The organism is Mycobacterium arosiense ATCC BAA-1401 = DSM 45069, from assembly GCF_002086125.1.
In the GTDB taxonomy this organism is placed as follows: Bacteria; Actinomycetota; Actinomycetes; order Mycobacteriales; family Mycobacteriaceae; genus Mycobacterium; species Mycobacterium arosiense.
In genome coordinates this window covers 20,474-28,533 of sequence record NZ_MVHG01000067.1, presented here as the reverse complement: position 1 = coordinate 28,533, position 8,060 = coordinate 20,474, and the positions used below count along the sequence as shown (strand labels likewise).

The 8,060-nt window shown below is 65.4% G+C and carries 11 protein-coding genes and 1 pseudogene; 5 read left to right on the top strand and 7 right to left on the bottom strand.

Features of this window, described 5'->3' with window-relative positions; translation table 11 throughout:
• Window positions 1–39: 39 nt before the first annotated feature.
• Window positions 40–684: a TnsA-like heteromeric transposase endonuclease subunit gene (locus BST14_RS20760; protein ID WP_158085909.1), complete on the bottom strand. Its 645-nt coding sequence runs from the start codon at window positions 682–684 to the stop codon at window positions 40–42.
• A 57-nt stretch (window positions 685–741) separates the two neighbouring features.
• Here BST14_RS20760 and BST14_RS20755 point away from each other — a divergent pair, with 57 nt between their 5' ends.
• Complete coding sequence (locus BST14_RS20755; protein ID WP_281252819.1) at window positions 742–1,059, top strand: type II toxin-antitoxin system Phd/YefM family antitoxin; 318 nt, start codon at window positions 742–744, stop codon at window positions 1,057–1,059.
• A 166-nt stretch (window positions 1,060–1,225) separates the two neighbouring features.
• Here BST14_RS20755 and BST14_RS20750 read toward each other — a convergent pair whose 3' ends face one another.
• Both BST14_RS20750 and BST14_RS20745 read right to left on the bottom strand, forming a co-directional pair.
• Window positions 1,226–1,642: a type II toxin-antitoxin system VapC family toxin gene (locus BST14_RS20750; RefSeq protein ID WP_083066243.1), complete on the bottom strand. Its 417-nt coding sequence runs from the start codon at window positions 1,640–1,642 to the stop codon at window positions 1,226–1,228.
• Complete coding sequence (locus BST14_RS20745; RefSeq protein WP_083066242.1) at window positions 1,639–1,890, bottom strand: FitA-like ribbon-helix-helix domain-containing protein; 252 nt, start codon at window positions 1,888–1,890, stop codon at window positions 1,639–1,641. Before BST14_RS20745 ends, BST14_RS20750 begins: the two co-directional genes overlap by 4 nt.
• A 258-nt stretch (window positions 1,891–2,148) precedes the next feature.
• On the opposite strand from BST14_RS20745, the pseudogene BST14_RS29685 reads away from it, so the two are divergent.
• A pseudogene (locus tag BST14_RS29685) lies at window positions 2,149–2,310 on the top strand (YnfA family protein); the annotation flags it as partial.
• Here the strand turns inward: BST14_RS29685 and BST14_RS20740 are convergent.
• The 4 genes from BST14_RS20740 to BST14_RS20725 form a co-directional block, all read right to left on the bottom strand.
• Window positions 2,307–2,570, bottom strand: a complete 264-nt coding sequence (locus tag BST14_RS20740; RefSeq protein WP_007172605.1) for a hypothetical protein — start codon at window positions 2,568–2,570, stop codon at window positions 2,307–2,309. The pseudogene BST14_RS29685 and the gene BST14_RS20740 overlap by 4 nt on opposite strands.
• A 143-nt stretch (window positions 2,571–2,713) precedes the next feature.
• Entirely contained in the window at window positions 2,714–3,052 is a 339-nt protein-coding gene (locus BST14_RS31720; protein ID WP_033718757.1) for a transposase, read from the bottom strand.
• A gap of 11 nt (window positions 3,053–3,063) precedes the next feature.
• Window positions 3,064–5,433, bottom strand: a complete 2,370-nt coding sequence (locus tag BST14_RS20730; RefSeq protein ID WP_089150873.1) for a copper-translocating P-type ATPase — start codon at window positions 5,431–5,433, stop codon at window positions 3,064–3,066.
• Window positions 5,434–5,488: 55 nt separating this feature from the next.
• Entirely contained in the window at window positions 5,489–5,785 is a 297-nt protein-coding gene (locus BST14_RS20725; RefSeq protein ID WP_033718771.1) for a DUF1490 family protein, read from the bottom strand.
• Window positions 5,786–5,906: 121 nt separating this feature from the next.
• On the opposite strand from BST14_RS20725, the gene BST14_RS20720 reads away from it, so the two are divergent.
• The 3 genes from BST14_RS20720 to BST14_RS20710 all read left to right on the top strand — a co-directional run bounded on the left by BST14_RS20720 (window position 5,907) and on the right by BST14_RS20710 (window position 7,885).
• The gene (locus tag BST14_RS20720; protein WP_007170246.1) at window positions 5,907–6,338 is read left to right on the top strand and encodes a heavy metal-responsive transcriptional regulator; all 432 of its coding nucleotides are present in this window, start codon (window positions 5,907–5,909) and stop codon (window positions 6,336–6,338) included.
• A gap of 3 nt (window positions 6,339–6,341) precedes the next feature.
• Window positions 6,342–7,112: a DUF2182 domain-containing protein gene (locus tag BST14_RS20715; protein ID WP_007170247.1), complete on the top strand. Its 771-nt coding sequence runs from the start codon at window positions 6,342–6,344 to the stop codon at window positions 7,110–7,112.
• Window positions 7,113–7,552: 440 nt separating this feature from the next.
• Window positions 7,553–7,885, top strand: coding sequence for a YnfA family protein (locus BST14_RS20710; protein ID WP_007170248.1), 333 nt, complete (start codon window positions 7,553–7,555; stop codon window positions 7,883–7,885).
• The last annotated feature ends 175 nt before the right edge of the window (window positions 7,886–8,060 follow it).

The window sequence follows — 8,060 nt, the reverse complement described above, 5'->3', positions numbered from 1 at the left end:
ACTACGCTCAGAATCGGAGACCAGCCGCTGGCTGAGTCCTCAAACCAGTAAGTCTCCGGACTCGCCGGGGCGGTTCAGTTCGGTCGCGAAGTCCTGCCTTCGGTTTCGTTGGTTCCGATAGCCGGCAAGCCAGCGAAGATTCGCGGCCCGGATCGGAGGCTGCTCCGCAACGCGACAGAAAGACCAGCCAACTTGCCTGCACAGCTCAGCGGTCGCCTCGAATGACTCGCGTGAATCACTATCGACGAGCGGGTCCGGCCGAACATCTACAACTACGCCGTCACCGGATCTGGTCCGGAGGAATACATCGGGCGTGTGCTCACGCTGCTTGCCTGCGACCGACAGGAAGCGAAAGGTGAAGGGCTGTACGGATATTCCGATGGTATGCGGGTCGAAGTCGGCGGCGACCAGGAAGTCGCGTTCTACCCACGATTCGAAGGGAAGGTGCGACTCTGTCGTCGAACTCCACCATTCGCCGGTGAAGTTCTTCTGGCCTTTGTACGACACTGCTTTGCGAACCGGCGCACATTCTTCGAGCGGCAATGACCACAGTTCATCGACTGGGATTTGAGCGACGGGATCACCCTCAGCGGGCCGGTAGTAAATCAGCTCGCCGTTACGAATCTGCGCCGCCGCGCGCCCATGAGTGGGCACGCCATTGATCGTATTGCCGACATCCGACACAACCCTCTGGACACGCCCGGTCGGAGCGGGTCCGAATACGGCGCCATATTTGGACCAGTGGCAAATCGCGACCACAGGTTTACGGTGTTGGATGTGAGAATTCTTCCGATTTCCCAAGTAAAGGCGAAGCTCAACGAGTACGTCGATACCGTCGCCCGCACGCATGACCAGATCACGATCACCCAGAACGGTGTTCCGGCCGCGCTGCTGATCGGTGTCGATGAATGGGAGTCGGTGCAAGAGACGCTGCACTGGCTATCGCAGCCCGGCATCGTCGAATCAATCTCCGAGTCTGAGGCCGACATCGCCGCTGGCCGCACCTACGGAGAGGACGAGATCCGCGCTGCCTACCAGGTTCCACCCCGGCGCTCTTAACCCAAAGGTCTGTATCGCGCCGTCGCCAACAAACTTGCATGTGCGCTGCTCCAGTGGGGTGGGGCGCCGGCGAGATGCGGCACGCCAAGGGCGAACTATTGAACTCGCAGCTGCACGTTATCACCGGATCGATCTGGAGCATTCTCAATGCATCTGGGGCACGATGTCAGTCCCAGGGGTTGACCAAGTCGACGCCTGTTCCGTCGAAGTGGCGAGTATTGCGGGTGGCCACAGTTGCGTGCCGGGATGCGGCGATGCCGGCGATCTGCACATCTCGAATTTCCACAGCTCGCCCGACTCGTTGTTGGGTGGCGGCGATGGCCCCGGCGGCGATCGCGGCGGTCAGGTCGAAGGATTGCACACGACCGTCGAGGTCCTCATCGAGGAGTTCAGAAAAGATCTCGTCGAGCCGCTTGCGTCGGCGGCTTGGTGTCAAAAGTTCGATACCAGTGCGGATCTCGAATACTGTGACCGATGTCGTCCAGATTGATTCGGTGGGCTGGTTATCGAGCCATTCCACGACGGCCGGATCGGGTGTGTCCCGCATTAGCGCGGACAGGACATTGGTGTCGAGCACGATCATGATTCGTTGAACTGTGCAGGCTGGACGGGCTGGCCCCGCAGTTCGGGTATGTCCTCGGTCAGGCCCACGCTTTTGAAGCGCGACGCGATACGAGACCCGAGCCGTTCGGGCGGTTTATCGACGTTGCGGACTGCGTTCCGTAAGATCTCGCGTGCCTCTTCTTCGGTGCTGCGGCCGTGTTGGCGGGCTAGTCGCTGCAATTTGGTCTTGGTGTCGTCTTCAAGTTGACGAATGAGAATCTGCGCCACACATCGATGCTATCATGCTATCAGTCATGTCGTGGGCTGACCTTGCCGGTCGAGTTTGCGCAGCACTTGACGGGTGGTCCCGTTGACCGTGTCGCCATCGACTTGCCCCAGATTCAGGGAGAATGCCGCGCGTCCGGTGATAAGGACAGCTGTCCGTTGTCGTTCTATCTGAGGCAGGTGCGGGCGTCTGACCTGCGGTGCCTCAGATCAAATGGCGATCCTGTTGCGGGTGGTTTGTCATCTGATCTGAGGTAAATAGGCCGGATCCTGGCCGCCTACGGGGAGGCGTGTTCGTCGGCGGCTCGCTGGCGTGGGGTATGGCCCTCGAGGGGTTCCGACCCGGCCGCTGGGACGTGCTTGGCGCCCCTGGTTTTCCTGGCCGGCGTTGCCGTGAACATGTACGCTCCTCGCGGCCACTAGCTTTCGGCCGCAATCGCCCGTCGCAGCGCGGTCAGTATGACGTCACGGCTGGGCAGATCCAACCGACAGACGTCACCCGTCGGCGGCCGATCGGGACGCATCACATCGGTGCCGTCAATCAGTATCGACGGTGACGGAAAGGGTCCGACCCGCTCAACGATCGCCGTGTTGATCCCGACCACGGCCAAACAGTCGACCAGCATTTCATGGGCCGTTGCCGCGTTCGGACAGCCCGGGCTGCTCAGAATCTCAATCCGCATCCCACGGTCTCCCAACACCCGTCATTAGCATCTCAGGTGGGTCAATTTTCGCGACCCGGTGACAGTTGCAGCCGGAGTTCGACGCGCCCGGTAGCTCGGCGATTTCGGGTACGCCGTGGCAGGCGCACTCCCTTGCGGCGAGTTCAAGCCGCGGCTCGCCGCTGCTGCGGTCGCAAAGTGTGCCGAGACGCGTCTATGCCGGCCATTTCTTGCGCCTGCTCGGCTGCGGTCTGCCCTAGCCGGACCAAATCCGCTCGCTCCTGGACCGAAAGCGGCTGTTCGCCAGCGACATCTGGCCGCTGGCCGTCACCGCTGCGGGCCTGGGACATCAGCCACCGCTCATCGCGCACCCATGTATGCAGCAGGCTCGTGTCCACGTTTAGCTGGCGGGCTACCTCAGCGACTCGCCGCTGCCCGTCGATCACCATGTGCGCGGCCGTGACTCGATACTGCGGGGTGAATGAGCGCCGATGTTGTGGCATACCTACTGGCTTCACGAATCCCACGTCGCGCTATCTGGGATGTCCACCATGTGGGCGGTCTGGGGCGATCCTTGTCGGGTGTGGCGGCCGAAGCGGCGTAGCCGCAGCGAGTTGGTGACCACGCTGACCGAGGAGAGCCCCATCGCCGCTCCCGCGATGATCGGGTTGAGCAGACCGAGTGCGGCTAGGGGGATCGCGGCGGTGTTGTAGCCGAAGGCCCAGCCAAGGTTCTGGTGGATCGTGCGCAGCGTCTGCCGCGAGAGCGCGATCGCCTCCACAACACCGTCGAGCCGGCCGGACATCAGCGTGATGTCGGAGGCCTCGATGGCCACGTCGGTGCCGGTGCCGATCGCAATGCCCAGATCGGCCTGCACCAGCGCGGGGGCGTCGTTGACGCCGTCGCCCACCATCGCGACCACCCGCCCCTGGTCTTGTAGCCGCTCGATCTCGGTGACCTTGTCCTGCGGCAGCACCTCAGCCAGGACGTGATCGATGCCGACCTGTGTGGCGATCGCGGCGGCGGTGCGCGCGTTGTCGCCGGTGATCATGGCGACCTGCAAGCCCATGGCGTGCAGTTGAGCGACCACGTCGGCGGCGTCGTCCTTGACCGTGTCAGCGACGGCGAGCACGCCCACAACGTGGTCGTCGCGGCCGACGAACACCGCGGTGCGGCCCTGCTCTTCGAGTTCGGCGGCCGCCGCCGCAAGGTGCTCAGGCAGCAGCAGCTCGTGGTCGTCGACAAGTGTGCGACGTCCGACCAGCACGGTGCGGCCGTCGATCTGGGCCTGCACCCCGTGGCCGGCGAGGCTGGCGAACGCCGTGGCGGCCGGAATCTGCAACCCCAGCTCGCGCGCGGCCGCGACGATCGCCGCGCCGATGGGGTGCTCGGAGCCCGACTCGACCGCGGCGGCGATCTGCAGCACCAGATTGGGCTGGCGCCGCTTGCCGGCAATCACATCGGTGACCCGCATCTGGGCGCGGGTCAGCGTGCCGGTTTTGTCGAACACCACGGTGTCGATCTTCTTCGACGCTTCCATCACCTCGCCGCCTTTGACCAGGATCCCCAGCTCCGCGCCGCGGCCGGTGCCGACCGTGATCGCCGTGGGAGTGGCCAGGCCCAGCGCACACGGGCACGCGATGATCAGCACCGCCACCGCGGCGGTCATACCGGCGACCGGGTTGGCGGCGATCAGCGTCCACCCGGCAAACGTCACCGCGGCAACCCCGACGACGGCCGGGACGAACACCGCCGAGACCCGGTCAGCCAGTCGCTGTACCGGCGCCTTGCCGCCCTGTGCCTGCTCGACCAGGCGCACAATCTGCGCCAGCGCGGTATCGGCGCCGACGGCGGTGGCGCGCACGGTCAGCAGCCCGTCGATGTTGACCGTCGCACCGGCAACACGGTCGCCCACCGATTTTTCGACCGGGACGGACTCGCCGGTCAGCATTGACTCATCGACGACGGCGCGCCCGTCGGTGATCTCGCCGTCGACCGGGATCTTCTCCCCAGGCCGTACCCGTACCAGGTCTCCGACTTGTACCTGATCAACCGGCACGAGAATTTCTTGCCCGCCGACGAGCAGGCAGGCTTCCTTGGCGCCCATCTCCAAAAGCTTGCCGATCGCCTCCGACGCCTTGCTCGTGGATCTGGCCTCGAAATAGCGACCCAGCACCACGAACGCAATGATCAGCGCCGCCGTCTCGAAGAACAGTGCGCCACCGGCGAACAACTCATACGTGGAGTAGCCGAATGCGGTCAATGTGCCCAGTGTGATCAGCGTGTCCATGTTGGCGCTTCCCGCCCGCGCCTGCTGCACCGCGCCGCGCAGGAACGGCCACCCGGCGACGAATTGCACCGGTACCGTCGCCGCGAACGCCAACCACCCCGCCCACGGATAGGCGCCGAACACCATCGTCGACACCGACGCCAGCAGCGCCAACGGCATGGCCAGCCACAACCGCCGCAACCAGTTCCGCTGCTCACGCCTGTTCAGTTCACCCGAGGACGCCGTGCCGCACGCACCGCCCTGTCCCTGCCCGCAGCCGCCACTACCCTCGGTGTCGCGCGGCGCGTCGCTATCGGGCCGGGCGCCCAGTAATCGGCGGAGTCCACCGATGGCCTTGCGCACCACCCCGGGGGTGCGCGCATCGCCGGAATGCGGGGCACGGGTGGGCACCAACTCTGCAGGGATGTGCTCGGCTACGCCGATCGCCGACAGCACCGCCGCGGTGTCGCAGCGCTGCGGCGAATACTGGATCACCACCGATGCCGTGCGCGGATAGGCCGTCACCGCCTGCACACCGGGCACCGTGGCCAGAGTCTCCTCGATCGCGACGGCCCGGACCGCATCGACATGAAATCCGGTGATGCGCAGCCGCATCCGCCCGGACGCGTCCGATACGACCGTCGCCGTGGCGTCGGCGGCCGGCAGGACCTCAGTCGTCATGGCCGTCGCCCGGGCTCGTCACGATCGCCGGTTCGGTGTCCTCTCCGGCGCGCTCTCGTGCCTCGGCAACCACGTCGGCGACCGTCAATCGGATCTGTTCCGTGTTCGTTTCGGCCGTGCGCTGCGCTTCGCGGGCGGCCCGGATGCCCCACGCGGTCACAGCAACGGTTGCCGTGCGCAACGGAACCTTCGCCACGGCCGTGCGCACTGCCTCATACGCCGCAACCCCCACCACCCCGGTTACCACCGTGGGCGCCGCCTTCATCAAGAACCCATGCCACGCCATACCAAGCACTCCCTTCCCGTCGTTGCACCGCCAAACGGTGACCAGTCGGCCACGGTCGCTGCGGAGCGACACGAACCCATCCTTGACCTTCCAGTACAGTGGAAGGTCAAGGATGGGTTCCATGCAGATCGGCGAACTAGCGAAACTCAGCAATACCAGCGCGAAAACCATTCGCTTCTACGAGAACGCGGGGCTGCTCCCGCCACCGGCACGCACGGCGTCGGGGTACCGCGACTACGGGCCCGAGGTCGTGGATCGGCTGCGGTTCATCCATCGGGGCCAAGCCGCCGGGCTGACCTTGCAGAAGGTGCGCCAAATCCTGGCGATCCACGACCGCGGTGAGGTGCCGTGCGGGCACGTGCAACAGGTCCTGCACACCCGTCTGGACCAAGTCCGCGCGCAGATCGCCGAACTGGTCGCCCTCGAAGGCCACCTGCAGACCCTTCTCGACCACGCGGCGCACGCCGCGCCCACCGAACATGACCAGTCCACGGTGTGCTGGATTCTGGAAAGCGACCTGGATGCCGACGCCACCGTCGGTCCCGGCCACTAGACCATGAACAGCACCGAAATGCGTGAGTGGTCATGGACTGATGCGTGGTTGCCGGCCGCCCTGCTGGGTGTGGCGGGGGTGGGCTGGTGGTGGTCAGTGGTCAGCATGACCGGCGACGCCATGTCTATGGACACCGAGCCAGGAATGCCCATGGAGACCGCGCCAATGATGTCGTTCGCCGGTTTCCTCATCGCGTGGGTGGCCATGATGGCCGCGATGATGCTTCCTGCGGTCCTGCCCGTCGTTCGCGCCTACGCCCGCGCCGCCACCGGCAGCGCCGCTCCAGCGATCGTCTTCGTCGCCGGATACCTGGCCCTGTGGAGCGCCACCGGGATCCCCGCCTTCTGGGCGTGGAGCCACCTCAACGGGCCACTGGCACACGGATCACCGTGGGTCGGCCGCCTGGCCGGCGCCATAGCGCTGGCCGCCGGGATCTATCAGCTCACGCCGCTGAAAGCAGCGTGCCTGCGGCACTGCTACTGGCCATTGTCGGTTTCCCCGCCGTGCGGCAAGTACCACGACAGCCCGGCCCGGGCGCTTCGTGCCGGTGGGCGCTACGGCGTCTTTTGTCTGGGCAGCTGCTGGATGCTGTTCGTAGTCATGATCGCCTTCGGCACCATGCAATTGGCGTGGATGCTGGCGCTCTCGGTGGTGATCTGGCTGGAGCGAGTCGCCTCCTTCGGCGATTGGCTCACGCGCGTCACGGGGGCGGTGCTCGTAATCCTTGGCGTTGTGCTGCTGGTGCACCCCGCGTTGGTCATCAACCTTGTCTAGCGAGGAGTTAAGTCATGACGACGACGACACAACCACGCACCCGCCCCTGCGCTTTAGCGGCGACATTTTGATCTGGCTGTCCGCTGTCGTTTGATCTGAGGCGCTGCTGGCCGTTTGACCTGCGGCGCCTCAGATCCGTGCGCTTGAGCACAGTATTGCGGGGTTGATCGAGGATGCCGGTGCTGCCTGCGTGAGCGGGTCCAGTGCCGAGTGCCCAGTTCTCGAAGAACTGACTGAACCGGCAGTGCGGCATTCGATTTGAACGCCAACGCATTGCCGTGTTCACGTCGGTTCCCGTGGGTTGGCTCTCTGAGTATGGTGTGCGGGGCAGGTGTCTGTCACGGGTACGCGCACGGGTCGACGATCGGGTTGTGGGGCTGCCGCGTCCGGAAGCCGGGGACGCCCCGATGCCCCGGCACGGTCTCCTAAGATCAGCAATCATGGTGGCGCGTTCAATCCTGTTATTCGTCCTGGCTGCGGTCGCCGAAATCGGCGGTGCCTGGCTTGTCTGGCAAGGCGTCCGCGAGCAACGTGGTTGGCTCTGGGCGGGACTCGGCGTCATCGCGCTAGGAATGTACGGGTTCGTCGCCACCCTGCAGCCCGATGCCCATTTCGGCCGGATCTTGGCCGCCTACGGCGGCGTATTCGTCGCCGGCTCGCTGGCGTGGGGCATGGCCCTCGACGGGTTCCGACCCGACCGTTGGGATGTGATCGGCGCCCTGGCCTGCCTGGTAGGCGTTGCCGTGATCATGTACGCCCCTCGCGGCCACTAGCTCAGCATCACGTGGCGGCCGGGCAGGCCCAAACCGACCCATCGGGGGCGGATCGGGACGCATCACCTCGGCCCCGCCGATCAGTATCGACGGTGACGGAGACGGGCCGGCACGCTCAGCGATCGCCGTATCGATCCCGGGTACGGCCAGACAGTCGACCAGCATTTCATGGGCC